The following is a 26,957-nucleotide window of genomic DNA, read 5'->3' as shown; positions in this document are numbered from 1 at the left end:
GCACTACTGCTTTATAATTCTATAAACGGAAGAGTTTTTGGAATCAGATGTTTTGAGAAAATATACTCCAGTCTTCAAATGGCTTACATCAATTTGATCTTTTTGTTCTGAAATAACCAATTTACCTTGGAGATTATATATTTGAACATCTACATTTGATCGTATATTTTGAAGAAATATTTTTTCTAAAACTGGATTTGGATAAAAACGGAAGTCATTTCGATCAAACTCTTCATTACTTAACAATGACTGATCTTTTTCTGTTATGGAAAAATCTGCAAAATAAACGGTTTCATCTCTTAGAGGCATCAAGGATTCTAAGCTTCTATATATACCCCATTTAGGCCTTAAAAATACGGAACCCCCTTCTCTAAGCATATCAATATCATTGTCTTGATAATTTAATAGTTCCGTTCCAGATACAATATCTTTGATAATTAACTTTATAGACCCCGGTTCTTCTTCGGAAGAAATTGTAGTACTATCTTCATTTACATATACTTCACAACTTACATCAACCCAGTTTCCTAAAAAAGGTTCTAAATCTATCTCTCTAACCGTAACATATTCTGGTCCAGAAGGAGGATTATCTCCTTGACTATAACGAACTCTCAACTTACGTACCGCAGAAGAAGAACTGGATTTAAAAGGAGAAATGGTTAGAATTGGATTAGAGTCATCGTTTCCCCCTTTTGCCTTTATTTGAAAAATATGAGTAAATCTATTCGTTGGAAGAAAATCGTCATCTAATTTGAATTTCCAATTATAGACAACGGACTCTCCTTTTACTGCTTTTAATTTATCTGGAGAAGGATCATATGTTTTAATCTCATTTCTTTGTCGGTCGATATTTATCCGACATCTATCTGTATCTGTATCCGTATGGATATCGAACTTAAATACATTTTTATCTAAATCGTCATCAAATACTTCGGAGACATGATCTATTCTTGGAGTATGATCGCAATCAGGTACTTCATACGGTGTACCGCCAAAAGTATTTTCTATCAATTCATAAGTGTCACCAGGACCATCTGCTTCTAATAATGTTATTACATCTTGAGCGTTCAATAAATTATTAAAGCAACACAATATCAAACTTAAAAGAAATCCGTGTAGGGGTAATTTAACAATCATGACTAAAAAGATTTAAAACCTATTTAATCTCAAAACTATCAAATCTAAATATTGCAAGAGTTCACTTTAAGGGGGTTAATTGTTCAATTAATCACAAAAAGACTCTTAAAATTTATCATTTTTATCAATAACCACAACTGTTAACAATAGAGTGATTAGATTTTTAACATCTACACTATTAGCTACCGAAAGCAAATAAACAATTGATATTCAGATTATTGTACTTTTTTATCCTACTTTATGTATGATCCTTTTTTCAAATTCAAATAGTAATTGTCATAAAAACTTCAAATTTGATGTAATCCAATTTTTTCTCTTTATACATGAATAATAAAGTCGTAGTACTTACAGGTGGTGGTGGGGTTTTAGGTCGAACATTAGCAATAGCTTTAGCTAAAAAAGGCGCAAAACTTGCCGTTTTAGATTTAAGAAAAGAAGCTGCCGAAAAAGTAGCAGAAGAAATCAAACAACAAGGAGGAACTGCGATTGGAGTTTCTGCTGATGTTCTTAGTAAAAAGTCTTTATTAGAAGCTCAAAAAGAAATACAACTGAAGCTAGGAAGTTGTGATATACTAATTAATGGTGCAGGTGGAAATCATCCAAAAGGGACTACTTCTAATACACATTTAACTTTAGAAGATCTTGAGAATAACGAAAGTGATTTTAAAACTTTCTTTGATCTGGATTCAGAAGGAATTCAGTTTGTTTTTAATCTCAACTTTATCGGTACACTACTACCAACACAGATTTTTGCAAAAGACATGGTTGGTAAGAAGGACTGTTGTATTCTTAATATATCTTCTATGAATGCCTTTACACCTCTAACCAAAATACCAGCGTATAGCGGGGCCAAAGCTGCCATTTCCAATTTCACTCAATGGTTGGCAGTACATTTTGCTAAAGTAGGCATTAGAGTAAATGCCTTAGCTCCTGGTTTTTTCCTCACGGATCAAAACCGAGCCTTATTGACAGATGCAGAAGGAAATCCAACAAAAAGAGGAAAAACAATCATTGAACATACCCCAATGGGAAGATATGGCGAACCTGAAGATCTAATAGGCACAACCGAATGGTTATGTGGATCAGGTTCCAAATTTGTTACTGGTGTAGTAATTCCAATTGATGGAGGTTTTAGCGCATTTAGCGGAGTATAAAAAGTAAATTATGAGTTTAGAACAGACCTGGAGATGGTATGGACCTAATGATCCAGTTACTTTATCAGATATAAAACAAGCAGGAGCAACAGGAATTGTTTCTGCATTACATCATATTCCTAATGGAGAAGTATGGACCAAAGAAGAAATACTATTAAGAAAAAACACCATCGAGGCATCTGGATTACATTGGTCAGTTGTAGAAAGTGTACCTATCCATGAAAACATTAAAACTAAATCAGGAAACTACCAACAATATATAGAAAATTATAAAACAACCATCAGAAATTTAAGTTCCTGTGGTATCTATATCATCTGCTATAATTTTATGCCAGTTTTGGATTGGACGAGAACAAACCTAGCGTACCCCGTTGCTGATGGATCCACAGCTCTTCGTTTTGATGCAACAGAATTTGCTGTGTTTGATTTATTATTATTAAATCGACCAGCAGCTGAAAATGATTACACTGATAAGCAGATAGAAAATGCAAAAGCTTTTGAACAGCAAATGTCGGAAGATCAGAAAAAGCTTTTAATAAATAATATCATTGCTGGATTACCTGGAGCGGAAGAAGGATACTCACTAGAAGATTTTAATGATATTTTAAGCACCTACAACGGTATTGGGCCAAAAGAATTAAAGACACATTTATTTAACTTCCTCAAAGAAATTATACCCGTTGCAGAAGAGTCTGAAGTACTAATGTGTATTCATCCGGACGATCCTCCGTATCCCATTTTAGGTTTGCCAAGAGTAGTGAGTACTGAGCAAGACATTCTGGATTTATATAAGGCTGTAGATTCTCCAAACAATGGATTAACATTTTGTACAGGTTCCTTTGGAGTGCGCAAAGACAATGATCTACCAAGTATGATTGAACATTTAGGAGATCGAATTCATTTCATTCATTTAAGAAGTACCAAAAGAGATGAAGAAGGTAATTTCTACGAGGCAAATCATTTGGAAGGTGATGTAGATATGTTTGAGGTAATGAAAGCCCTCATTAAAGAGCAAAATAAGAGATCAAAAAATGGTCGATCAGATATAAACATTCCGATGAGACCAGATCATGGTCACAAAATGTTAGACGATCAACATAAGAAAACAAATCCCGGATATTCGGGAATAGGCAGACTAAGAGGCCTTGCAGAACTGAGAGGTTTAGAATTAGGAATTAGAAAATCTTTATGACATCAATAAAATAATAGAATTATGGCTACCGCTTACGAATCAAGATATGCATCTCACCCTAAGGCTGTAAAAGCAATGGATACTACCGAGTTAAGAGATGAATTTTTGATAGAAAACATCATGCAACTTGGAAAAATCAATCTCACTTATTCTCACTATGATAGATATATTGCTGGGTCTGCTGTACCGAAAGACACTTTAAAACTTGAGCCTATCGATCCTTTAAAAGCATCTTATTTTTTAGAGAGAAGAGAATTAGGTATCATCAATGTTGGAGGAAAAGGAACAGTTATAGTGGATGGTAGTTCTTATGATTTAGAATATAAAGAAGCCTTATATGTAGGAAAAGGAAATAAAGAGATACTATTTAAGAGTCAAAGTGCTTCTAATCCAGCTAAATTTTATATCAACTCTGCTCCTGCTCATCATACCTACCCTACAGTAAAGGTAACTAAAGAAAAAGCTAATAAAATTGAATTAGGTTCTCTGGAAACATCTAATCATAGGACTGTACTACAACTCATTGTTGGAGGAATTGTAGAGACCTGTCAATTACAAATGGGAATGACTGAACTAAAAAAAGGAAGTGTGTGGAATACCATGCCAGCTCATTCTCATGATAGAAGAATGGAAGTATACTTCTATTTTGAAGTTCCTGAAGATCAGTCTGTTTGCCATTTCATGGGTCAAACCAATGAAACTCGACATATCTGGATGCAAAATGAACAAGCAGTGATTTCGCCACCTTGGTCCATTCATTCTGGTTCTGGTACTTCTAATTATACTTTTATTTGGGGAATGGCGGGAGAAAATTTGGATTATGGAGATATGGATACTTGCAAAATAACCGATCTTAAATAAATAACGTATGTCATTATCACTATTCGATATCAAAGGCAAAAATGCCTTAATAACCGGGGCTACTCACGGTTTGGGGATGGCCATGGCAAAAGGTCTTGGACTTGCTGGTGCAACTATCATTGTAAATGGAAACTCATCACAAGAAAAAATTGACAAAGCTGTTGCAATGTATACCAATCTAGGCATCAAAGCTAAAGGCTATAAGTTCGATGTTACCAATGAGAACGAAGTACAAGATTCGATCACGAAAATTGAAAGCGAAATAGGACCTATTCATATTCTTATCAATAATGCTGGAATTATCAAACGAATCCCTTTGGAGAATATGGAAGTTGATGACTTTAAAGAAGTACTGAATGTAGATCTAGTGAGCCCTTTTATTGTCTCCAAACATGTAGTCAGAGGAATGATAGAACGAAAATCGGGAAAGATCATTAATATCTGCTCCATGATGAGCGAATTAGGTCGTAATACTGTCGGAGCTTATGCTGCTGCTAAAGGAGGTTTAAAAATGTTAACTCAGAATATGGCAACGGAGTGGGCAAAACACAATATACAAGTTAATGGAATTGGTCCTGGATATTTCGCAACCGAACAAACTGCGCCAATTCGAATCAACGGGCATCCATTTAATGATTTTATTGTAAACAGAACTCCAGCTGCAAAATGGGGAGATCCTAATGATCTTGCTGGTTCAGCAATTTTTCTTGCTTCAAAAGCAAGTGATTTTATCAACGGACATATACTCTATGTAGATGGAGGAATTCTTGCCACAATTGGTAAGCCTTCAAACGAGTAATAATGGAATGAAACCTATTATTAGGTTATCAATAACGGTTATACTTCAAGGTACATTCCATCTAAAAATTAAAACCATAAAAATAGACAGATGAAACATCTATTTATTATTATTTCTTTACTATTTCTAGTCACAAGTTGTAAAGACAATTCAAAACCTGAATTACCTGCAAAGTATCTTAGTTTTACGAACACTAATGATATTGATAGAATAGATGAACGTATTGTTATTTCTAGAGATCGAATCGTTAAAATTTTAGATAGTATTCCGACGAACCATGTTCCAGTACTGAAGGATTCTACAGGAAAAGTGGTTCCATTTCAACTCGATGATTTAGAAAATGATCGTATCTGGGATGAGATGAGTCTAGTTTTAGATTTTAAACCGAATCAAACTATAAAGTTAGCATTGACAACTATCCCTTCAGATGGCATTCCTTCCTTTAAACCAAAAACAAATATTCGTTTCGGTATAGGAACCAACAAATTAAATGTAAAAGAAGTTTTAGCTCAAGAAAGAAAGGAAGATCCCAGAACTAATGATAGTATTTTTTATCAAATGGAAGGACCAGCTTGGGAGAATGATAAAGTAGGTTTTAGGTTCTATTTTGATCCTAGAAATGGCATCGACATTTTTGGTAAAACAACTTCAGAACCTGTTTTAGACAAGGTTGGATTAGGAGAAGGAAACTACCATGAATTAGCTGATTGGGGTATGGATATCCTAAAAGTTGGAAAATCATTAGGTGCAGGAGCTTTAGCGATTAAATATAGGGATTCTTTATATCGAATTACTGGAGTAGATCACTCCAAATTCCAAGTGATTACTGAAGGTCCTATCCGGTCAATTTTCGAAATGAATTATAAGAATTCAAAGATCGGAGACCTACGTGCAGAAGTGATTCACCGAATTACTATTTGGAAAGGACAATGGGGGTATCAAAGCGATGTTTTTTTTAAAGGCCTAACAGATCAAATGAAACTAGTAAGTGGAATTGTAAATCTAAAACCTAATGAAATGAACACCAAAGTGTACAACAAATACAATGTTTTAGAAACCTTTGGTAAGCAATCGGAAAATAAGGATTTACTAGGCATGGCGCTGTTAGTTTCTACAGATGATTTTATTACTCAGGAAAAAGTTGATGATGGAGAAATGGATATTGTAAACACCTATTATACTGTCATGCAGGTTTCCAGTCAAAAACCAACCACTTTCTATTTTCTTTCTGGATGGGAAGCATCTGACAAACAATTCAAAACTTCTGAAGGGTTCGAAAAAATGGTTGAGGAAACTAGCTATAAATTATCAAATCCTATAGTAATAAATTAGTATGAGCAAACGGGTAGTAACATTTGGAGAAGTACTGATGCGTCTTACCACAGCATCCCATGAACGATTCGAACAATCGAACTCGTACAATATTAATTTTGGTGGTACAGAAGCCAATGTTGCCGCATCTTTAGCGAGATGGGATGTATCTACTTACCATATCACTGGATTTCCTAATAATGCAATTGGAAAAACAGCCAATGCGTATTTAAAAAAATCTGGAATTCATACAGATTATATCAAATTCATTGAAGGTCGAATGGGTTTATACTTTCTAGAACATGGCGTCATGCAACGATCTTCAAAAATTATTTATGATCGATTTCATTCTTCATTTTCTCAATTAGAGCCTTCGTTATTTGACTGGAACGAAATTCTTAAAGATGCAAATTGGTTTCATTGGACAGGAATTACTCCTGCAATTTCTGCTTCTGCTGCACAAATATGTTTAAATGCTATTACCACAGCGCAAGAACTAGGAATTACTATCAGTGGTGATATTAATTATCGTAGAAATCTTTGGCAATATGGAAAATCACCTTTAGACATTATGCCAGATCTAATAAGTAAAAGTAATGTGATTGTTGGAGGTTTAACAGATTTCAAAAACTGTTTGAACATTTCTGCGGATAACTATGAAGAAGCTTGTAAAAAAATTCAAAAACAATATCCTAACATTCATACGATATCCAATACACACAGAGAAACTATTTCTGCTTCTCATAATAAATTATCGGCTGTGCTTTGGAAAAACAATACACTATACACTTCTCAAACCTATGATATGCAAAGTATCGTAGATAGAATTGGTGGTGGAGATGCATTTATGGCTGGACTAATTTATGGGTTAATACACAAAGAGAATACGGAAGCTTTAGAGTTTGCATTAGCATCATCAGTATTAAAACATGGAATTACTGGTGATGCTAATTTAGTTTCCGTAGAGGAAGTTGAACAAATAGTAAATGGTAACAATATTGGACGATTATTACGATAAATGAATTACACAAAAGAACATATAATTTCTACAATGGAAAAAGTGGGTGTCATTCCTGTTTTTAATCATTCTGATATTGAAATTTCTAAAAAAGTATTGGACGCTTCGTATGATGCTGGCATTAGGGTATTCGAATTTACGAATAGAGATATCGAAGCTCTTAATGTATTTACCGAATTAAAGCAATACGCAACTAAATATGAAGATTTACTTTTAGGTATTGGAACCATATTTAGTAAAGCTCAAGCACAACAATTTATAGATGCTAAAACAGATTTCATTGTCTCACCTGCTTTGATTCCAGAAGTTATTAATTTTTGCAATGAAATAGACTTATTATCCATTCCTGGATGTGCCACCATCACCGAAGTATATACTGCCCACCAATATGGAGCAAAACTTATCAAAGCTTTTCCAGGTAACGTTTTAGGTTCGGATTTCATAAAAGCAGTAAAATCTGTTTTGCCGCAAATAAAAATAATGCCCACAGGAGGCGTGCAGCCTACATTAGAAAATTTGAAACTATGGTTTGATTCTGGAGTGAGCTGTGTAGGAATGGGATCTCAACTTTTTGATAAAAATGATATCAAAAAACAAAACTTCACAAAACTTACTAGTGATATCAAACAAGTGATACAGCATATACAATCAATAAAAAATCAAAGTCTATGGAAATGAAGGAATTAATTTTATTTTTTACTGGTTTGGTTTTGTTAATATCATGTTCCACAGAAAAAGAGATCAAAGTTCTTAGGCTAGCTCATACTTTGGACACAAAACATCCGGTGCATAAAGCAATGGTTATTTTGGGAGAAAAACTTGAAAAAAAGTCCAATGGAGCCCTACAAGTTAAGTTATATCCAAGTGGTCAACTTGGTGCTGAAAGAGAATGTCTAGAACTATTACAAATAGGTAGTTTAGACATCACCAAGGTTTCTGCCGCTGTTTTAGAAAATTTTATAACAGAATATAAAGTGTTCAGCATTCCTTATCTATTTAGAGATAGAAAACATGCTTTTGATGTTTTTGATAGTGCTATTGGTGATGAGATGCTCACCAAAGGTGATAAATTTAGACTAAGAGGACTCACGTTCTACGATGCTGGTAGCCGAAGTTTTTATACCAAAGAAAAACCCATTAACACTCCTACAGATCTTGAAGGGCTTAAAATAAGAGTCCAGAAAAGTAATATGGCAATTGCTATGGTGAATTCCTTAGGCGGATCTCCAACTCCAATTTCGTGGGGAGAATTATATACCGCATTACAACAAGGTGTTGTCGATGGTGCAGAAAATAATCTTCCTAGCTTTTATACCTCTAAGCATTATGAAATATGTAAATACTTTAGCTTGGATCAGCATACTTCGGTTCCGGATGTGCTATTGATTGGTTTAGATACTTGGGAACGATTATCTGAACAGGAACAAAAATGGCTAAAAGAAGCTGCCAGAGAATCCACTATAGAACAACGAAAATTATGGGCCGCTTCAGAGAAAGAATCCTTAGATGTTATTACTAAAGCTGGTGTGGAAATTATTACACCTGATAAAGTCCCGTTTCAAGAAAACACTAAAAGTATTCAAACTATGTTTAGTGATCGCCCAGAAATAGTATCTCTTATACACAATATCAAAAACACAAATCAATGAAAAAGATAATAGATACGGTTTTAGAAAAAGCATTGGTTTTATTATTCTTGGTAATGCTATTTAGTGTCATCTGGCAGGTTTTTTCAAGGTTTTTATTACAATCACCAAGTACGATCACTGATGAAATTTCTAGTTTTTCACTGATCTGGTTAGGATTGTTAGGAGCTGCATATGCTACAGGGAAACGGCTGCACTTAGCTATAGATTTAATTCCATCTCGCATCATTGCTAAAAAACAACTATTCTACGACGGGATTATACAAATAGCAGTATTTGTCTTTGGTTTTCTGGTAATGGTAATTGGTGGTGCAAGACTGTGTTGGTTAACTTTTGTATTTCAACAAAAATCAGCTACGCTGGAGATTCCTTTAGGGATTATATATCTGGTTATTCCACTAAGTGGTTTATTGGTTTGTTATTATTCTTTGGAAATTTTGCTACAAAAAAGAGCTCTTAAAAAATAGTTTATGAATTATACTGAAGTTTTAATCTTAACATTAAGTTTTCTGGTACTACTATCGATTCGAGTTCCTGTAGCATATGCTATTGGGCTTTCAGGATTATTTACATTGATAGTTGCAATGCCCTTTATGCCATCGGTTACTACATTAGCACAGCGCATGGCGACATCACTAGATAGTTTTACTCTCTCTGCTATTCCGTTCTTTATATTAGCTGGACAAATTATGAACAGAGGAGGTATTGCGGTAAGGCTTATTAATTTTGCGAAAGCCATTGTAGGACCTTTACCAGGTGGATTAGCCTTTGTAAATATATTTGCATGTATGCTTTTTGGTGCCATTTCTGGTTCTGCAGTAGCAGCTGCTTCTGCTATTGGAGGGTTTATGAATCCGATGATGGAAAAAGAAGGATATGACAAATCTTTTAGTGCTGCGGTGAATATCACAAGTTCTACGACAGGTTTATTAATTCCACCAAGTAATGTATTAATCATATATTCACTTGCCAGCGGTGGAGTTTCTATAGCTGCTTTATTTGTAGCTGGATATATCCCTGGATTACTTATTGGCTTTGCCCTAATGTTAGTGGCAGGAATTTATTCGATTATCAAAAAATATCCCACTGAAAAATTAGTCAGTATTGCTACTTTTTTCAAGAGATTTTTAGATGCATTACCCAGCCTTTTATTATTAGTAGTAGTTATTGGAGGTATTGTTGCTGGGATTTTTACAGCTACCGAAGCATCTGCAATTGCAGTGATCTATACGTTTATTTTAGCATTGGTTTACAAGGAAATTACATTTAAAAGTATTCCATTGATATTACTAGAAACGATTAAAACCTCATCAATTGTATTATTATTAATTGCTACTTCCATTGCTATGTCTTGGGTAATGTCTTATGAAAATATTCCACAGGAAATTAGTAATGCATTACTTTCTGTTAGTGATAATCCGATTGTTATATTAATCCTTATCAATCTTATTTTATTGTTTGTGGGAGTATTTATGGATATGACTCCAGCGGTACTAATTTTTACACCAATATTTTTACCTATTGTAACCGATTTAGGAATGAATCCTATTCATTTTAGCATTGTCATGATACTAAATCTATGTATTGGGCTATGTACGCCTCCCGTTGGCTCTGTTCTTTTTGTAGGATGTAGTGTTGCAGAATTAAGTATTCAGAAAGTAATTAGGCCTTTAATGCCCCTATTTCTTATTATGATACTTGTTCTGGTAATGATCACCTATATACCAGAATTAAGTCTATGGTTACCACAAGCATTTGATCTTTAAACCTAATTGTACACTTTTTATAAAGTAACGGACCTCTTAGAGAATTACTAAAAGGTCCGTTATCGTTCTATTCATCTGTTTTACCACTTTTTTGTAGCATTTGAGTTTTTTAGATCAATAATTCTAATCATCCATTATTTATCTAAGAAAAACAACCTATTTTTTAGCAACTTTAAAAGTTTTAGTATTTGAACTATTATCAAAATCTATTATTTTAACTAAATATAGCCCAGCAGAAAAAGGTTCCATAGAAATAATATTTTCTCCTTCTGTTAATTCCTTTTTAATTTTAACAGCTCCTAATACGTCATATACTGTAACTACTTTTCCAGCTGTATTTCCAGAAATAAATAAAGTGTTCTGAACTGGATTAGGGTAAAGTCTCAACTCCTGATCTTCTATTGGGGTTTTATCCTCATCTAACACCTCAAAAATCCAATGTTGATTTTGATTACTATTACTGTTAGTCCATAGATAGGTAGCCCTTCCATTAGCTCCTCCAAAATCTCCATCTATTGAGAATCCACTAGAGTTTCGTTTTTCCAAACGATACATATCCCCAGAGATCTTCACCTTTCTCCAATGCTGATTCTGATTGTTATTTTGACAGTTCCATAGAATTATGTTTTGACGTAATGCTCCATTATTTCCACCATCCATACATAAATCAGTATTTACTTTTTGGTATGAATAATAGCCATTCCCACGATCTATTTCTATCCATTGCTGGTTTACATTATTAGGATTGGCAGCATATAAAATCACATTATTATTAGGAGCTCCACCATTACCACCATCCAGGGCGAAATTGATAGCATTACGCTTACGTATGTGAACGATAGTATTTCCTTCAATAGGGTTGTCACCGTCATCACATGGTTCATTTGATGTTCCATGTATATAATCAATAAACGTATGTCTAGGAGCAGTTACATCAGTCGGGAAATCCAAACGTATCGCTGTAATTGTTTTTCCCATCCATGTATTGAAACCACTCATGTCAAAGATCAGCTCCTCATACACATTGGTAGTTTGTGGTGCTACTATCACTGAACGTGCTTGTGCAAAATTAGGTTGATCTGTTGTAGTCCAAAATAATTGAAACATACCACTTGCTTCTGATTTAGCTCTAACACGGAATTTAGGCACTTGATTTCCTTGAAAACTTAATCCATTTTTGATAATGTATGGATCGTTAGAATAATCCGCTCGTAATAACCAATACGTATCATTTGAGGTATTGTGCGCGGCAATATTTTGTCTTGTAAAACCTTCGTCGGTTCCGTTAAAATCGAATTTAAGATTTGATACTACACAACCTGTATCAGGATCGGGATTTGAATCCACTACGGTAATGTTCTTTATAGCAGTTGCTGTCGCTCCACTGTTATCAGTAGCTACTGCTCTTAAGGTATAACTACCAACCACCAAGTTGAGTAATAAGGGGTCTTCAATACCTACATTTGCAGTTCCCCACTCATAAGGAACTACATTTTCCTGACGTACAAATTCATCATTGATAAATAATCTAACATTTGCAATAGAACCATCACTATCAGATGCATCAATCACTACACCAAGATTTTCTCCCACGTCAAATGATGTATTCACAGGACTTGTAAACGTTACTATTGGGGATTGATTTTCTCCTGAAACGTAAATAGTTTCCGTAATGGTGGTGCTTGCACCACTATTATCAGTTGCTACTGCTCTTAAGGTATAATTACCAGCAGACAAGTTGAGTAATAAAGTATCTTCATTACCTGCATTTGCAGTTCCCCACTCATAAGGAGCTCCATTTTCTTGTCGTACTAAAACGTCATTGATATATAATCTAACATTAGTTATAGTACCATCATTATCTGATGCATTAACTACTACACCTAAATCCGCTCCTTCATCAAACTGATCACTACTTGGACTTTGAAAACTAACAGATGGTGGATTGTTTTCTACCGGAATATTGCTGTCACAATCAGCATTTTTATTATTATTCCTTACCATACCGACAGGTATACCACAGGATTGCCCAGCCCATCTTGCATAAATCAAAGTACCGACTGGAACGTTATTAAAACTTCTATTACCTACATTATCATTAATCGTTTGGGAATAAGTTTTTCCTCCGTCTAAACTTATTTCTACGTTCGTACGATTGGGATTGTTATCAATATGAAAAGTAGCTCTTGCATTACAACCTGATTGATTAGATGTGGTAACGTAGGCATTCATCAAATCAGGTTCTGAATTATAGATATTAAAATTAGGTAAATTACCTGAATTCCATCTAACCATGTACTGAGTATATCTCAGTTTGTTACTTAGTACAAATTTTATATATAAATCACCGTTATTTCTTGTATAAGCAGTAGTGTTGGAATTTTTCACATCATTAACGCTACTACTCTGAGCTATTCCATCCATTCTTATTCCATTCAGGTTTCCAAAACCTTTAAAACGAACGGTTACTTCTCTACCGGCTAACTGATCATTATACATTTTTATTTCCATATTATTGCCAACAAGACTATTATAGTATATAGATTGCTCATATTTGTTTTGTGCATCATCAACTGTCAAGTGAAAATTCGAATTAGGACCTACTGCACAAGGGTTCATTTGAATAGATTTAGAGATATCACATCCCTCCCTCTTTCTAGTAATGGTGCTGTTTACATCGTTACCAACCCTCATCGTCACAAAAGATTCTGGAGTACTATGAAGTCCATTCCAGTTATAAGGCTGGTAGGAGCCATCAAGTAACATAAAACCGTTTTGACTAAGTAATGTACTTGGTACACCTGTACGTGTTACAGAGCCGTCCAAATCTCTAATAACATTACTCCAAGTTTGCATACAATTAGCAGAATTTGTTGTAGGAGGTCTATGTTGATGGGCAATGTTCACGTTTGCAGTTCCTTCATGGTTATAGGTGATACCGCGCAATAAGTGATTAGAGAATTTAGATCCTGCTCCGTTATTATCAAATATAGAGCTGTCAGATCTATTCCAATTCACCAAATGGGAATCATACATTCTGATCGCACCATCATACAAAAGGTTTAGGGATTTTTGCTGGTTTGAGGAGAAGATGCCATTACCTGTATCAGATATAAGTAATGAATTTTGAACCGTTAATCTGGTAGCTACCATCGTATGAAATCTTGCATCAGATAAGGTCGCATTTTCAAAAATGATATCTTCTAAAACACTACCAATACCAGCATATATATTTAAGTTATTACTAAAGGCCGTAAAATCTCTTACAATAAATGGACTATTGATGCTGAACCCAACATTAGTTCTTAGGCTATGACTATTTGTAAGTGCATCATTAATATCAAATCCTGAAAACGTACTATGGACAGTATTTCCAGAAAATTCACCAAACTCGGTTTGACGTGGTCTTAAATCTGCAAGAGCAGGTAAACTTTCAGATAAGCCTGTGGGTTTGTCTGGAAAAGCAAACCAATAGGCCGTACCCTCTGTACCTGCAACGATATTATTAATAAAGGTGTTGTAGGGATTGGTAATCCAAAAAGCAGAAGGAGAAGCATTTTGGTTCTGAGAAAAATCAAAATCAGAATCTAATAATTTATCTTGAGCAAGCGGTTTTCTGGATAGCAAGACCAAATTATTTGAAAACACATTATTAATCTCTGAGCCATCTTCCAAAAAGATTCCATGCCCTCTATGGTCATACGCAACATTATTATCCACTAAAGTACCCCAGGTACCATGAACTGTAATTGCTCTGTTGTAACTTTTTCGAATACTACAGTTACTGATATACTGTCCTGTACCAGACTCCCCTAATAAGTGCCAGTGCCAAGGATATCTAGCTAAGGTTCCTCCTTGTCCCATTCTGAAGAATTCAACATTATCAGCATTTCCAACAGATCCATTCATTATCATAACATGCGCACCATATCTATTGGCATCTGTAGTATCATTACCACCTTGTATAGTAATATTTCTGCTTAACAACCCTACTTCAACTCTTGTATCCATTGTCCAACTTCTGGATCCATTAGAATATGTTTGTAACTCTCCCATTCTAGGGTATTGTAACCCTTGTGCAAATGAAATTGTTCTTCCATTAGGGGAGACCCCAGTTATCATTCTTTCTTCTGCCTCCTCAGGATTTAATCTGTTAGACGTGATAACTACTGTATCACCTACTTCCCAATCCACACCTTCTGCAAGCGTAATTGATGTAGAACCAACAGGTGTTTGGGCACCTATTTTTACCCAAGATTTTTTTGGATTACCGTGTAAATTCATAGTAGCACCACCCATTACCATAATAGCCTTAGAATTAACAAGAGTTCCTGGGATTAATTCATTTCTATTGGTTCCGGTTAAGGTAATAACACCTCCTTCCGTACTGATATAGGGTTGATCCTTTGTGCCAATTTCCATTAATGCATTTTGCCCCATTACCATAATATATTTGGTCGTTAGGTTGAACCAAGTTCCCTGAGTTTGATGGTTATAAGCTCTTAAAGTTCCGTTTACTCTAATACTTCTGGCATTACAGTTTCCAATTAGTGTAAGTGTCATTCCTTCTGGCACTACCACATCATCACCTGAAGTTGGTCGTATACCATTTTGCCAGGTACTATCTTGATTCCATGCTCCAGATTGTATTGGTTGTATGGTGGCTAAATTTAAAGGAGGTAGACAATCATAAGAAGATGTCACCTTTTTAATGGTATTCTTTCTAGGAGTATGAGCAAAAATATTGCCAATTCCCACGAACAAAAACATCATTACAACAAACGTACAAAAACGTTGTTTTTTTGGTATGTATTTACGCTTTTTCATTAGTTAGTTTAATTTTAGTGGTTAAAAGAATTATATTGTTTTATTTGATAATCTTCATATATGCATATGAAACCATATTTACATTTTATATTTTATTTACATTAATAAGTCATAGACAATTAAATCCTATACAATTATGTTGCAGACAACTAATTGAAACCTGAAAAAATGAAAACATCTTATGTTTAAAATAAAGTGTTAAAGGTCCTAGAGGAGAAGGAACATTAAAACAAATACAATTGAACTGTTTTCTTCACGATAAAGAAAATTAATCAGGATCTTAATACAATGGAAAGACTTGCAAATAAGATCTGTATTAAATAAATTCTATAAAGTGATACAATGTAAATTCATGTTTAAAGAAGAAACGTCTGGAATTTCTTCTATACTTGAAACTATTTTTTCTTGTTTTAGTAGATATTATTCGACAAAAGATAATAGAGATACAATTATCATATAATATTACCTCTAATAAGTTAGTAAATAATGATTGGTTTAAGTCCAAGAGATATTTAATGGATCTTACATTATAAACTTTCACATTTTATTGGTCTATTTAAACGTATTGATATAACATTCCTTGTATAGAAAACCAAACCGCTTTATATGCGATTTGGTTTTTTAATAGAATTATAGTCTAAAGGCTACATTCACTTTTACTAATCCGATTTTACAACTTTATATAACATAGGTTCTGCTCTACGATTATTTAGATCAATAATTCGTACCATATATATTCCTTTGGATAATCGACCTAAATCAAGTTCATTATCGTTTTCCCCCAAAGAAACATTCATTTTTTCTGCTCCAAGCATATCATACACTTTTACAGTTTTAGTAAAATTTGCTTGAGACATACTTAGAATGTTTCTCACTGGATTCGGATATAACACAGGTGTGCCTTGTGTTCCTTCAGAGTTTTTATTATCTAAATACGTAATTACCAATTTTGGAGCTCCAGTTGTTCCATTTTCTTTAGATCCAAAAGCAAAATCATTTCCGCCATTCATTTCTAGTATTAGACTTACTCTATTACTAGTAGTCTTAGAAAGTTCCAGTGGCACCGTGATCATAGAGCCAATGGTATAAGTACCTGTTCTCGATCCTATTGTCTGTGATTTCTTAGTTGGTTTGTTCTGATTGGAAAGATTTGCCTCCGTCCAATTACTATGTGTACCTTCCTGAATAATAACTGCTCCATTACCAGCATCTCCAAATACTTCAAATTCTAATTCCGCACTTACTATCTCTCCATTAATTCCAGATATATCAAACATTAAATATCCGGTACGTCTTCCATTTTCTAGTCTCACCATGTTATTATTAAAACGGATACCATTATCTAGATAAGCATCATGTATTGCTGATAATGTGGTAGTAGTTTCTATCTGAGTTGGTTTTGTAACTTCAACTCTATCTACATTAAATAAGTAATTACCTCCTCCTGTATATGATAATCGTAATGTTTGAATCCCGCTAGACATCGCTATAGAACTGGTGTAGGCTTGATATGAATGCCAATTTGCATTACCAGGAATTTGAATCATTCCTTTCAATGTATTATTAGTGTAAATTTGGATACTACCTCCTTCTGTAGCACTAGAAGCAAAAGCAGTAATTTCATATGTTCCGGAATCAACCACATCGATTTCATACTCTGTGTAATCACTGTTAAGGATAAATCCAACGTTCTCTCCTCCACCTGGTGTATTTTCTATTCGTACACTTCCTGATATATTAATATAATCTTCAGCTTCAAAATTCCCAGGAATAGCAATCGCACTTACATCTTCTTCAACATTAAGCGTGAAACTTTTTGAGGCCGTACAACCATTCACATCAATATTTGTAACGATATATGTACCTGCTTGATCTAACTGAACATTCGACAATAACAATCCTCTATCATTATGACTAAAATTATTTGGACCTGTCCAGGACCAACCGTTTGATGTGGGTCCAAATTCTTCAGATTGAGGACCAAACCAAACCGTATCACCTACATTTGCACTAGCCATATCTACAGATTCCCAACCCGTATTATTGATATTTACATATGGTATGATATCACATGTTAGATCAATTACAGTAATCGTCTTAATTTCCGTAGTACTTGTACCGTTTGTAGCTGTCGCTACTGCTTTTAACTCATAGGTCCCAGCTGCTAAATTTAATAAGGCAGTATCATTAGCACCTGGATTCGCACTTCCCCATTCGTACGGTGCTGCATTTTCTTGTCTTACCAAAATATCATTTAGATAAAGTCTGATGTTAGCAATATTTCCATTGGTAACTCCAACTACAACACCAACATCATCTCCTGCTATAAACTGGTCATTTAATGGACTTGTAAAAGTTATCTCTGGAGTATTATTACATGGAGCATTGGAGGCATCGGGTCCATGTATATAATCTATCCAAGTATGTCTAGGCGCAGAAGCATCTGGTGGAAAATCCAAACGAATTTTGGTAATTGTTTTTCCCATCCATGTATTCAGATTACTCATGTCAAATACAAGTTCTTCGAATACGTTAGTTGTTTGCGGAGCAATTGTTACCGATCTAGCAGCAGCGAAATTCGGTTGATCCGTAGTTGCCCAAAACAGCTGAAAAGTACCAGCAGCTTCAGATTTTGCTCTAATTTTTAACTGCGGCACCTGATTTCCACTAAATTTCAAACCATTCCTAACGATATAAGGATCATTGGAGTTATCTGCTCTAATTAACCAAAATTGATCACTACTTGTATTTGCCGCAGCTGTATTAAATCGTTGAAAACTCTCATCTGTATTACTAAACTCAAAGTTTAAATCAGATGCATTATTTGGGTTTCCACAAGTATCTGTTTCTACAATATCTGGTCTGCCATCACCATCACTATCCATTGCAGTTACTCCATCTAGATCATTTGTAGTACATGGTAGATTTGCTGGTTGAAAGCTTCCGTTATTATCCCAATTGAAGAAAATATTAGATCTATCATCTCCTCCTAAATTTCTAAGTTTAAGATATACATCACCGTTACCTGCTATGAAATAAGAATTATCGGTTGCATTTTCTACCGCAACAATAGAATTTAGACGTGGTAAATTAAAATTATGCCCCCTTGCTCTAAAATTACCTAGTTTTCCAAGTCCCTTAAAAACTACAAATCCTAAATCACCAGCATCTCCTCTATTCCAAATGAGATGAATGCTTTTATTTGATGGTGCTCTATCTAGATAATAGGTATACCTAAAGCCTTCATTAACGATAGTGGGAAACTTATACGTACCTGAAGATGCATTTCCAGATTCGTAGAAACAAACATTTTCTGTTCCAGGTTTTGAACGGACTACTGATATTCGGGTTCCACTGGAATTAATCCCTGCAAGCCATAATCCAGCGAAGAAATAATCAGATCTCGCAGCATTTCTCCAAGAAGGATGCCTGTATTCGTGTCCATCTCTGAGGAATGCTATATCTCTAATAAGCGTTGTATTTGCTTTCCCTGTTAATCCTCCATCATAGTCTTTGAAGAACTGTCCCACTTTTCTGGCGCGAGTATTATCTGTATTTGGTAAAGGAAAAAATCTAAATGGGAACGGTTCTGAAAACCCTTTTGTAGTTCCACGGAACGTAGGGTTAAAATTCTCTGTGGCTCCTCCTCCTGTAATTTGCTTAATCATTTCTGCATTAGATCGATTCCATCCTTCGAAATGACAATCGATATGTCTTCCTGGCCCATCATAAAACCTAAAGAATTCTCGTACTCCATTGAATACTCCAAGATCTGTATCTACATTAAACAAACTATTTTCTATAGTTAGATCTCCAGCAAGCATAGAAACTGTTTTATTATCACTAAAAGCACAATTATAAAAAACTGTATTCTCATTAGTACCTCCTACTCCCAATCCACTGTATAATGCCTGATCATTTCCGTACATCAGACCATCTTTAATTAATTGTCTGGTGTTTACATCCCATCCAAAATTCTTTTTTAAAGAATGATTAGGGTTTAATCTGTCAAAAACGTCCCAACCAGTCATACAAGTATGCGCTACGAAACCATCAAAACTTCCTAAAGGTTCTTTTGAAGGATTTAAACCCTGATAATAGGCTAAGTCTCCAGAATCAAACATCGGTCTTTCTGGAAAAGCAAACCAAAATCCTGTCCCTTCTGTACCTGCAGCTACATTATTCTCGAAGTAATTATTCGGATTCGTAATCCAATAAGAAGCTGGAGTTCTATTTTGGGGCTCGTTTGCTTCATTATCTGAAGGTGTTAATTGTTCTCCTGGTTTTGGCCTTCTTGTTACAAAAACTACATTATTCTTAATGGTGTTAAAACGTTCTGCACCATCTTCTAAAAAGATTCCGTGCCCTATTTGATCATAGGCAAATATCCCATCTACAGTTACATAATCAGTACCGTGAATAGTTACGGCTCTATTAAATGATTTGTGTACACTACTATTTCTAAAATAACTTCCTTGTGCTTTATCTTCATTTAAATGCCAATGAAATGGGTATCTTCCCAAAACTCCTTTTTGGCCCATTTTATATAATTCAACGTTTTCTGCATGAGCGATAGAATTTTTCATCAACATAATATGACCTCCAAATCCAGTTTGCTCATTATTAGCATCCATTTTTCCTTGAATCTTGATATAGTGTGTCAGCAGACCAACTTCAGCCTGAATATTAACATCCCAGGTCTTACCATCTCGCGCTCTTGTGTATGTCCTAGATCCACCGATATGTGTAAATTGCAGTGGGGATGCTAATGTAAGTGTTCTTCTATTTCCGCTAATCGCAGTTATTCGAGCTTCGTCAACATTGTTCCAAGCTTTCGACTGAGAGCTTGCTAATCCTGTAGCAGTTAATGCAATTTGATCTCCTACTTCCCAGTCTACAGCTTCTTTCAATGTAATTTGCTGGGCTCCTTGATTAGCTGTAGTTGCAATATTTGTCCAACTCATTCTTTTCTTTCCATGTAATTCTAGACGACCACCACCCATAACCATAATGGCTTTATAAGATGCAGCTGCATTAACTACTTTGGTACCCGTAAGTGTGATCTGACAACTAATTCCATTAGCATTTCTACTAGCATGATAAGGTTGTGCTTCAGTTCCAACTTCCATATAACCGCCATTGGCAACCATAATGCTTCGCGCTTCTAAATCGATCCACGCTCCTCCAGCTTGCCAATTAACAGCACTTAATTTCCCTTGTACATTGATATTTCTTGCTCTACAGGTTCCTACCATAACTAAATCTATACCTGGAGGCACTACAACATCATCATTTGATGTGGGAGCAACACCATTAGGCCACGTAGATCCTTGATTCCAGAAACCTGATTGTACAGGACTAATAGTTGCTAAGCTAGTTGTTGGTGGAACACAATCATAAGAAGAAGATACTTTATTGGGTTTAGTATTCTTTGGTGTATTAGCAAAACCATTACTTATTCCCATACATAGTAACATCATTATAAGCAATGTGTAAAGATGCTTATACCTAGTTGTGCGTTTACGATTTTTCATTGTGAGTTTGTGTTAGGTTAATTTAATAAGGTTCATTAATAAGAGTATTTTGGTTAATTGAGAGTTTCATTATTAGACTTATATCCTATAGATATATCTCATCACTCAAAAAAACTGAGTAATGATGTACATTTACTTTTGATCATAGAAATACTTTCATACTATTCTTCTTTATATTCTTTTAATGTCTTCAATTACAAATGAATCGATGACATATCTTATTTTAATCCTTGCTATACACAGGATTTTCAGTACAAATACTGATGCGCTAAAACGAATAAATATTTAAAGATCTAAGGGAAGAAAATATTTAAATATTAAACGAACTACATTCGTTTATCTATTTAGAGTTATATCAAAAAAAAGAAAACTTGAGCCTTCTATGAAAGTTCTTTTTTCTATGAACTTTTTCTTAATAATTACTCTCTTTTTTATTCTAGAAAAGGTCTGGAACTTCTCTAATAAGTATAAAGCTAAACTAGTAAATATATTGTCTATTATCTTTATTGAATCTTTCTTTAAAAGATCACAAAACACTGATAAACAATTATTTAATATTTAAATTTCAATATACTTTAAAGATTTTTTTATCATTATTAAAACGTAATAATTTAGTTGTTTGTGTTAATTGATTATAATCGAAACTATCAGACATTTTTTGGCATTATTTTTTTACAAATACTTTATTGATTTGCTCTACATTACTTGAAATATGAAGGACATACAAACCAGCACTCAATTCAGAAAGATCTAATATTGTACTTTCTTCAGAGGTGGATCGAGTGAATACTTTTTTTCCAAATACATCATACACTTCTAACACCATATTCTTTTGTGAAAGCCCCTTAATATTTAATTTATTTTCTTTAACAGGGTTTGGATAAATCTTGACATTTTGTTCTACTTCTTCAAACTCATCAATAGAAAGTATATGCTGTTCTACAATGAATATGAATGAAATTTCTGAGACTCCACCATCATTATCAGTAGCAATTGCTTTTATAGTATGCTCTCCTACTGACAACCCTAATAATTCATCAGTGAGATTTCCTTGTCCCCAAGTATATGGTGGATTTACTTCTTGTCTTATAAAATCATCGTCAATATATAATTGAACATTACTTATACTTCCATCTATATCAGATGCATCAACCGTTACTTCAAAACTAGCATACCCTTCTTGTAACACGATATCTTCCGTAGGTGTTACAAAAGAAAGCATAGGTAATTCATTGGGAATATCTACTGATTCCAGTTTCAATTTTAAATAATGCAGTGGTAACTGATCACTATTTCTTTCTTCAGATGCAATAATATGTAAATACCCATTTGCATACTCGTATACCATTTGATCAAATTCTTCATTTACAGAAGATGTATAATCAGTTCGCCAATTACTTTCACCTTCTTTGGTACTTCTTAGTTGAATTTTTCCATTAGTCTTTACCTCTATGCTATATACTCTTCCATCATCCCCAGGAAAATTAACAGGTGGAGAACCTCCTGAAGCTTTGATCACTTCATCAGAATTCGGTTTTGTATAGTAGTGAACGGTTCCTTGTCCAGGTATTCTATTTGTAAAATGAATTGCTTTATTCTTAGAAACCACAAAATTGGGAGCACTAGTCATTCCATTGCTTCCATTTGGTAAAGGGTCTGCAATTTTAAATTTATTCATCTCTGTAAGTCCTTCAATTGGTGTAGAAATGTTTTGCCCATTGAGATTTTCCCAAGTATCTCCCAATCCATTATTTCCAATCGCCGCATAGTAAAATCCTTTATTAAACTCGACATCGTCTCCTTTTATACGAACAGAACATCCTAAATACAATTGATCAAAAAAATATCTAAATCCTCCATATTGATTAAATTCAGGATTTTCGTTGTTTCCTCTCATTACTAATTGAGTATCCGACCAAGAATTTCCATCGTACAGGATAATATACTTATCTCCTTGTCTAGATGTTCCTAAACGGTACTCTACAATTAATTCACCATTCTGATTTACTTCCGTATTGGGATACGTAAATCTGGATATTACATTTCCTGGTTTAAAATAATTTCTTCTGGATGAAAACTTATCTAATGTAAAGTCCGAATCTGGCGCAAAAGCGATATTCTTTTCTGAGAATCTATATTTTAATTCACTAGCATGCATATCATACATTAGATGAATCGTTCCATCAATTGGAGAAACTCCTAATGATGCAACTCGGTGAGAATTTCCTTCACCAGAACTATACAGACTAACCTTATCAGGAAATTGTATGGTAGCCCATGTATTAGATTCTAAATGAAGTCTGGATAACATTAAATTTCTGTTTTGCATTCCTCCTTTATACCATGTTAAAAACAGATACCCATTTACGAATTGCAAACAATCCCCCTTAGGTGAAATATTTCTGTTGAAACGTGCTGCTGATTGATCAGGATCCGCATACCAAAACTTCAAAGCGTTTTGATTCAGTTCTTCATGTTTTTCTAAACTTACTTGTGCTATTAGGAAATTATTAGTACAAATAAATAAAACAGAAAACACTATTATAATTGGTTTTAAGTGATTCATAGTTAACGATATTTTATTAAAAATCTATAAACCTTTTACAAAGAAACCCTCTGATTATTTTACACTTCTTAATCCCCATCAGTGTGAAGTGAACAATCTACTTTTTAAGTACTTTAATAGTCTGTATATTTTTACCTTCATGTTGTGCTCTTAGAAAATAAACCCCTTTAGAAAACTTAGAAAAATCTAAAGAAAATTTTTCTTTAGATTCTTTATCTAAAACTGATTGAAATAACTCTTTCCCCTGTAAATCATATATGATAACGTTAGAAATTTCTGCCTTTGGTATTTCTATAGTTAAAAGATCAACAACTGGAATAGGATACAAAGTCATTGGTTTTTCTATTGAAAAATCAGGAGTAGATAATACATTTTCTTCTACCACCAACTCAAAAGTAGTTTCACTTGTACCTCCACGATTATCGATAGCTACTGCTTTTATTTGGTATGTGCCAGCAGCTAAGTTTTTCAGTTGCTCGTCCAGATCATCTCGATGTCCCCATTCGTAAGGTGGATTTACTTCTTCTCGTATTTCCACATTATCCATATATAACTTTACGTTCTCAATAGTTCCATCGGGATCACTAGCATTTACATTTACTATTAGATTATGACCTTCATCTACTGTTATTATTGGGGAGGTTGGTGTACTAAATGATACTACTGGTAGTTGATTCTCTCCAGAATCCGATCCAGATGGCATTGCTGATTCTAAAGTAGTAGCGATTCTCATTTCATCATAATAAGTAGTAGTGTTAAAATTACAGGCATTTGAATTATACGATCCCCATTTTGGATATACCACTTTACCATCAAATGTCTTATGAAATGCTCGCTTACCATCGGAGGAAATATCCACTTGATAATCTTGAAAATCAGAATTCGAAAGTGTTTGTTTTTGTCCATTATACCATAGCTCTACGTAACCTATGTCATCATTTCTAGACATTTTTATCCCAACCACAAAACTTACCCACGTATTTTCTGGAATAGGTTTGCTCCATAGTGTAGTTTTACGTTTACTGATCGATCCACTACAGGAATTCCAACTAGGAAAACATGGACCCCAAGCACTAAAAGTCAACGTACCATTTCCATATCCCATGTTTAAAGGGTAATTCTGTGTATTGTTCTGGTCTCCTGCATCTGTTTTCCATTGCCAAACGGCTACACCACTTGTAATATTGGGTGTAGACTCTATTTTCCATCGCCACCCGTAATAGACAAAATCCCCTTCTTCGGGTTCATAATTATTTATAGTACCAGTAGTTCTGGCAAATTCACCTCTTTTTTGACCAGTGGGTTTCTGTATCCTCCAGACCTTTCCATATTCAGAATCATTTACTGTAGATGCCGAAGAATTATTATTAGATTGATTACTGCAATCATCACCAGCATTTCCTGAATCAAACCTTCTAAAGCTAGAATTAACACTCTTGTCAGGATCTCCATACCATAAAACCTGTGCTTTTAAACTATTGATTGAAAGCAACAATACAACGTTTATGACCATGAATTTTAGACATAGAAATTTAGAAGTGCTATTTGATTTTATCTGTCCCATAAGTTTCTTGTCTCAAGTTATTTTTTTACCAAAAGTTTGGATGTACTCAATTTTCCACTTTTTACCGTCATCAAAAACATTCCAGAACTTAATGCACTTGTATTTATTTCTATTACAGAACTATTAGAAGTAATCGTTTTAACCGTTCTTCCGCTTACATCATTTATTTTAATCTGAATATCTTCTGTAGTATTTCCTTCATTCTCTATAAAGATTATATTATCAGCAGGATTTGGATATATTTTAATCTTTAAATCAGATGCATCAAACTCGTCTACTGACAACACATTTTCTTCTACCACTAGCTCAAAAGAAATCTCACTTGTACCTCCTCGATTATCAGTAGCTACCGCTTTCATTTGGTATGTGCCAGCAGCTAAGTTTTTTAATTGCTCATCTAGATCATCTCGATGTCCCCATTCATAAGGTGGATTTACCTCTTCTCGTATTTCTACGTTATCCATATATAACTTTACGTTCTCAATAGTTCCATCGGGATCACTCGCTGCTACATTTACCATTAGATTGTGCCCTTCATCTACTGTCACAGTTGGAGAAGTAGGATCATTAAAAGATATCACTGGTAACTGGTTCTCTCCATTATCTGTAACATCAGAACAATTAGTCCATACTTTAAAATCATCAAAGTATACATAATCATCCTGAGGCGATTGCCACCAATCATCTGAACGATTTCCGCCTCTATAGGTATGCATTACAACTGAATTAATTTTAACGCTTCCTTTTCCGGATAATCGGAACATAACGTCATCTAAATCCACCAATAATTCTCCATCGATATACATCTTCAAAAGACCATTTTCTTGACCAGGTGTATTTAATTTTAGATATTGCTTTACGGTGTACCAGGTATTTCGTTCCAGTTTTAAATCTCCAAGACGTGTATTTCCTCCACATCTTGTTTCCCTATTAGGCAAATAATCGTACACAATAAGATAAGGTGGTTGTGTATGTGCGGTATTAGAACGCCACATTAATCGACAAGAAAATGCGTTCTCAATAGTGTTCTGATTTTGTGTACAACCGGCGGGTTGAGACCCATTCGGAGTAGAAGCTCCTCCTAAACCAGGAAGTTTTCCTCCAGTAGCCCAAACAAAGTCATCTGCAAATTTTACACGATATTGTAATACTGCCTCTTCGACACCATCAAAACTACTATCGAATACAAAACCTCCAGTTCTGCCGCTAGCATCATCCTTGGTAAACTCTGCTCGTAACTCGCCATTAATTACTCGATTTCTTTGTGGAAAATCATTACTAAGCCCTCTAACATTTCCACCTGAAGTTCTTCCTCCTAAGTTTGGAAAATCATTGTTAGCCATACTTCTAGTATATAATTGGTTTTCTCCATTGTATTGGCTAAAATCCTGATCTATTACTAATTGTGAATTATTACAGTCTTGAGCTCTAATTCCAATGCTTATCAGAAGGAAAATAATGATGATCTTATACTTCTGAATTTTGTGTAGGTTCGGTGTTTTCATAATAAGTTTTTAGTTGGTTTTAAGATCTTTTGTGATTGCTATGTAATGAAATTATGTTTCTGCGGTTTTAGATCGGT

16 protein-coding genes are annotated in these 26,957 nt (G+C 34.4%); 10 read left to right on the top strand and 6 right to left on the bottom strand.

Annotation, left to right across the window (positions count from 1 at the left end; all coding sequences use genetic code 11):
• Positions 1-3: 3 nt before the first annotated feature.
• Positions 4-1,137 (bottom strand): T9SS type A sorting domain-containing protein, encoded by a 1,134-nt coding sequence (locus ABD077_RS05915; protein ID WP_343911413.1) that lies wholly within the window; start codon positions 1,135-1,137, stop codon positions 4-6.
• Between the two features lie 323 nt (positions 1,138-1,460).
• Here ABD077_RS05915 and ABD077_RS05910 point away from each other — a divergent pair, with 323 nt between their 5' ends.
• The 10 genes from ABD077_RS05910 (at position 1,461) to ABD077_RS05865 (ending at position 10,884) form a co-directional block, all read left to right on the top strand.
• A complete protein-coding gene (locus ABD077_RS05910; RefSeq protein ID WP_343911411.1) occupies positions 1,461-2,291 on the top strand; it encodes an SDR family oxidoreductase in 831 nt (276 codons plus the stop codon).
• A gap of 10 nt (positions 2,292-2,301) precedes the next feature.
• On the top strand, positions 2,302-3,483 hold the full coding sequence (uxuA, locus tag ABD077_RS05905) for a mannonate dehydratase (RefSeq protein ID WP_343911409.1): 1,182 nt from the start codon (positions 2,302-2,304) through the stop codon (positions 3,481-3,483).
• A 21-nt stretch (positions 3,484-3,504) separates the two neighbouring features.
• The gene (kduI, locus tag ABD077_RS05900; RefSeq protein ID WP_343911407.1) at positions 3,505-4,344 is read left to right on the top strand and encodes a 5-dehydro-4-deoxy-D-glucuronate isomerase; all 840 of its coding nucleotides are present in this window, start codon (positions 3,505-3,507) and stop codon (positions 4,342-4,344) included.
• Between the two features lie 7 nt (positions 4,345-4,351).
• The gene (locus tag ABD077_RS05895) at positions 4,352-5,143 is read left to right on the top strand and encodes a gluconate 5-dehydrogenase (protein WP_343911405.1); all 792 of its coding nucleotides are present in this window, start codon (positions 4,352-4,354) and stop codon (positions 5,141-5,143) included.
• A gap of 90 nt (positions 5,144-5,233) precedes the next feature.
• The gene (locus tag ABD077_RS05890) at positions 5,234-6,475 is read left to right on the top strand and encodes a DUF4861 domain-containing protein (RefSeq protein WP_343911403.1); all 1,242 of its coding nucleotides are present in this window, start codon (positions 5,234-5,236) and stop codon (positions 6,473-6,475) included.
• 1 nt (position 6,476) lies between these two features.
• Positions 6,477-7,472, top strand: coding sequence for a PfkB family carbohydrate kinase (locus tag ABD077_RS05885; RefSeq protein WP_343911401.1), 996 nt, complete (start codon positions 6,477-6,479; stop codon positions 7,470-7,472).
• Positions 7,473-8,150, top strand: a complete 678-nt coding sequence (locus tag ABD077_RS05880) for a beta/alpha barrel domain-containing protein (RefSeq protein WP_343911399.1) — start codon at positions 7,473-7,475, stop codon at positions 8,148-8,150. It abuts the gene before it with no gap.
• Entirely contained in the window at positions 8,147-9,121 is a 975-nt protein-coding gene (locus ABD077_RS05875; protein ID WP_343911397.1) for a TRAP transporter substrate-binding protein, read from the top strand. The genes ABD077_RS05880 and ABD077_RS05875 overlap by 4 nt, the downstream gene beginning before the upstream one ends.
• The gene (locus ABD077_RS05870) at positions 9,118-9,585 is read left to right on the top strand and encodes a TRAP transporter small permease (protein WP_343911395.1); all 468 of its coding nucleotides are present in this window, start codon (positions 9,118-9,120) and stop codon (positions 9,583-9,585) included. Before ABD077_RS05875 ends, ABD077_RS05870 begins: the two co-directional genes overlap by 4 nt.
• A gap of 3 nt (positions 9,586-9,588) precedes the next feature.
• The gene (locus ABD077_RS05865; RefSeq protein ID WP_343911393.1) at positions 9,589-10,884 is read left to right on the top strand and encodes a TRAP transporter large permease; all 1,296 of its coding nucleotides are present in this window, start codon (positions 9,589-9,591) and stop codon (positions 10,882-10,884) included.
• A gap of 156 nt (positions 10,885-11,040) precedes the next feature.
• Here the strand turns inward: ABD077_RS05865 and ABD077_RS05860 are convergent, their stop codons facing one another.
• The 5 genes from ABD077_RS05860 to ABD077_RS05840 form a co-directional block, all read right to left on the bottom strand.
• On the bottom strand, positions 11,041-15,711 hold the full coding sequence (locus ABD077_RS05860; protein WP_343911391.1) for a G8 domain-containing protein: 4,671 nt from the start codon (positions 15,709-15,711) through the stop codon (positions 11,041-11,043).
• Between the two features lie 659 nt (positions 15,712-16,370).
• Entirely contained in the window at positions 16,371-21,191 is a 4,821-nt protein-coding gene (locus ABD077_RS05855; protein ID WP_343911389.1) for a carbohydrate-binding protein, read from the bottom strand.
• Between the two features lie 718 nt (positions 21,192-21,909).
• Complete coding sequence (locus ABD077_RS05850) at positions 21,910-23,811, bottom strand: BNR-4 repeat-containing protein (protein WP_343911387.1); 1,902 nt, start codon at positions 23,809-23,811, stop codon at positions 21,910-21,912.
• A gap of 97 nt (positions 23,812-23,908) precedes the next feature.
• Positions 23,909-25,324 carry a T9SS type A sorting domain-containing protein gene (locus tag ABD077_RS05845; RefSeq protein ID WP_343911385.1) on the bottom strand — a complete coding sequence of 472 codons (1,416 nt, stop codon included), beginning with the start codon at positions 25,322-25,324 and terminating at the stop codon, positions 23,909-23,911.
• Between the two features lie 68 nt (positions 25,325-25,392).
• Positions 25,393-26,880: a polysaccharide lyase gene (locus ABD077_RS05840; protein WP_343911383.1), complete on the bottom strand. Its 1,488-nt coding sequence runs from the start codon at positions 26,878-26,880 to the stop codon at positions 25,393-25,395.
• Between the last annotated feature and the right edge of the window lie 77 nt (positions 26,881-26,957).

Source organism: Aquimarina litoralis (genome assembly GCF_039523995.1).
In the GTDB taxonomy this organism is placed as follows: Bacteria; Bacteroidota; Bacteroidia; order Flavobacteriales; family Flavobacteriaceae; genus Aquimarina; species Aquimarina litoralis.
The sequence above is the reverse complement of the archived record's forward strand: the minus strand, read 5'-3'. Positions and strand labels throughout refer to the sequence as shown.

Coding starts and splice junctions, on each gene's coding strand:
- ABD077_RS05840 (WP_343911383.1), bottom strand. CDS start 26,880: ATGAAAACACCGAACCTACACAAAATTCAGAAGTATAAGATCATCATT.
- ABD077_RS05850 (WP_343911387.1), bottom strand. CDS start 23,811: ATGAATCACTTAAAACCAATTATAATAGTGTTTTCTGTTTTATTTATT.
- ABD077_RS05865 (WP_343911393.1), top strand. CDS start 9,589: ATGAATTATACTGAAGTTTTAATCTTAACATTAAGTTTTCTGGTACTA.
- ABD077_RS05890 (WP_343911403.1), top strand. CDS start 5,234: ATGAAACATCTATTTATTATTATTTCTTTACTATTTCTAGTCACAAGT.
- ABD077_RS05845 (WP_343911385.1), bottom strand. CDS start 25,324: ATGGTCATAAACGTTGTATTGTTGCTTTCAATCAATAGTTTAAAAGCA.
- ABD077_RS05875 (WP_343911397.1), top strand. CDS start 8,147: ATGAAGGAATTAATTTTATTTTTTACTGGTTTGGTTTTGTTAATATCA.
- ABD077_RS05885 (WP_343911401.1), top strand. CDS start 6,477: ATGAGCAAACGGGTAGTAACATTTGGAGAAGTACTGATGCGTCTTACC.
- ABD077_RS05915 (WP_343911413.1), bottom strand. CDS start 1,137: ATGATTGTTAAATTACCCCTACACGGATTTCTTTTAAGTTTGATATTG.
- ABD077_RS05860 (WP_343911391.1), bottom strand. CDS start 15,711: ATGAAAAAGCGTAAATACATACCAAAAAAACAACGTTTTTGTACGTTT.
- ABD077_RS05870 (WP_343911395.1), top strand. CDS start 9,118: ATGAAAAAGATAATAGATACGGTTTTAGAAAAAGCATTGGTTTTATTA.
- ABD077_RS05880 (WP_343911399.1), top strand. CDS start 7,473: ATGAATTACACAAAAGAACATATAATTTCTACAATGGAAAAAGTGGGT.
- kduI (WP_343911407.1), top strand. CDS start 3,505: ATGGCTACCGCTTACGAATCAAGATATGCATCTCACCCTAAGGCTGTA.
- ABD077_RS05855 (WP_343911389.1), bottom strand. CDS start 21,191: ATGATGTTACTATGTATGGGAATAAGTAATGGTTTTGCTAATACACCA.
- ABD077_RS05910 (WP_343911411.1), top strand. CDS start 1,461: ATGAATAATAAAGTCGTAGTACTTACAGGTGGTGGTGGGGTTTTAGGT.
- uxuA (WP_343911409.1), top strand. CDS start 2,302: ATGAGTTTAGAACAGACCTGGAGATGGTATGGACCTAATGATCCAGTT.
- ABD077_RS05895 (WP_343911405.1), top strand. CDS start 4,352: ATGTCATTATCACTATTCGATATCAAAGGCAAAAATGCCTTAATAACC.